2 protein-coding genes are annotated in these 2,052 nt (G+C 34.2%); both read left to right on the top strand.

The genetic code is table 11. The annotated features are described in order from the left end of the window. On the top strand, positions 1–1,158 hold a 1,158-nt coding region (locus tag ABX784_RS17260; protein WP_372656302.1), incomplete at its 5' end, for a stage 0 sporulation family protein. 5 nt (positions 1,159–1,163) lie between these two features. Beyond that, on the top strand, positions 1,164–2,052 hold an 889-nt coding region (locus ABX784_RS17255), incomplete at its 3' end, for an exonuclease SbcCD subunit D (RefSeq protein ID WP_372656301.1).

Below are 2,052 nucleotides of genomic sequence, written 5' to 3'. Positions count from 1 at the left end.
TTTCCATTCCTAATAGGAAAGAGAAAGTTTATGTACGGTCAAAAAGTTATGGCCATGAGTGACCGTGGAATGACTTTAGGTTATATCAATTCAGTTCCATACGAAGTTCCATTTGATAAGAGTATGTTACCTCTTAAGAGTATTAGTAAGGTTGCTACTGACGAAGATGTTCATGAGCAAAGAAGTTACTATCTAAAAGAGAAAGAAGCAGAAAACTTTTGTAAGAACTTAATTGAAACACATAAATTAGATATGAACTTAACTCACGTTGAGTTTATTCAATTTGGTAAGAAGGCCGTATTCTATTTTAATGCTCCAGCGAGAGTAGACTTTAGAAACTTAGTTAAAGACTTAGTTGCTGATTTAAAAATGAGAATTGAGCTAAGACAAATCTCAGTGAGAGATAGGGCCGCGGCGATTGGAGCAATTGGTGTTTGTGGACTACAAACATGTTGCTCAAGTTTTTTAAAAAATTACGGGAACGTAAGTATAAAAATGGCAAAGAATCAAAACCTTGCCCTTATCCCGAGTAAGATCAACGGAATCTGTGGTCAGATTAAATGCTGTATCAAGTATGAAGATGATGTTTACTCTCAAAAAAGAACACTACTTCCTAAGGAAGGAATTTTCTTAAAAGCTAAAAACGGTGATATCGGTAGAGTACAAAAGCTACACCTACTAGTTGAACAATTTGATATGATTACAGAGAAAGGTCAAATCAGACGTTACTCAGTTAATCAATTTGTTAAAGATGATTGCAAGCCACCTAAGGATTGGAAGTTTCCAAATGACCTTAGACACATTGTAAATGAGACAAGCACAGTAATCGGTCTTACAGACGAAGAGCAGAGAAAGTCAGAAGAGTTCTTAAAAAAGTATAGTGAAGAAAATGGCGACAGCGTTGTAGAAGTTTTCGTAGATGACTCTGATGATGACAATAGCTTAGAAGAGCTCAATAGCCTTGAAGGTGAGATTCAGGTTAAGACTGAAAAGAAAAATAAGAGACCACAAAACAAAAGACCAAATAATAGGAATAGAAATAATCCTAAGCAAAACAATGAGAAGAAAGCTTCTTCTACTGATGAAAATACTTCAAAACCACCTCAGAAAAAGAAGTATAGACCTAAGAAGAAGAAACCATTTAAAAAACCTGAATAAACAATATGAAGATACTTCACACAAGCGACTGGCACTTAGGTAAGAAATTATATAAGGTCAGTCGTATTAAAGAACAAGAGCTCTTTCTCAACTGGTTATCAAAATATATAATCCATGAAAATATAGATATTCTCTTAATCAGTGGAGATATATTTGATGTACCGACACCACCAAACGAAGCACTGAAGCTCTACTTTAATTTTTTAAAGTCATTATCAGAAAAAAAACAAATACCAATTTTTATAATTGGTGGAAATCATGACAGCTCTAATTTCTTAGAAGCACCTGCACCTTTTTTAGAACTTAATAACATTCATGTTGTTGGAAACTTAAATGAGTTAGCAAAAGATAACTATTCCCCATACGTTCATAATATAGATATTAACGGCGAAGAAGTCTCTATATGCTTACTGCCTTACTTTAGGACTCACGAGCTATTTAACCTCGCAAAGAATTGGAATATTGATATTGAAGAAGGTCTACTTCCAGTTATAGAAGAAGCACTCAAGAGATTATCTTCAAAATCAACTGGTAAGAAGATCCTTATGTCTCATCACCTCTTTGGAAGTTATGAAGAAGCAGGATCAGAGCAAGGACTTAACTTATCTGGAATAGACTCTATTCCAACTAAAGTACTAGGAGACTTTGATTATGTGGCATTAGGCCATATTCATAAAGCTCAAACAGTCAGAAAAGAATCTCCTATTGTTCACTACAGTGGATCTCCCCTGGCCTTTCGCTTTAGTGAAACGTCAACTAAAGAAGTATCTATAGTGAGTATAGAAAATGGAGATTTATCTTTTGAAAGAACTCCCATAGAAGAGTTTGATAAATTACTTAGAATAAATTGCTCCAAAGAAGAAATTGAAGAATACAAAGAGCAAATCATTACGA

The sequence above is a fragment of the Halobacteriovorax sp. genome, assembly GCF_041587335.1.
Lineage (GTDB): Bacteria > Bdellovibrionota > Bacteriovoracia > Bacteriovoracales > Bacteriovoracaceae > Halobacteriovorax.
This window is presented reverse-complemented; position numbering and strand designations above follow the sequence as displayed.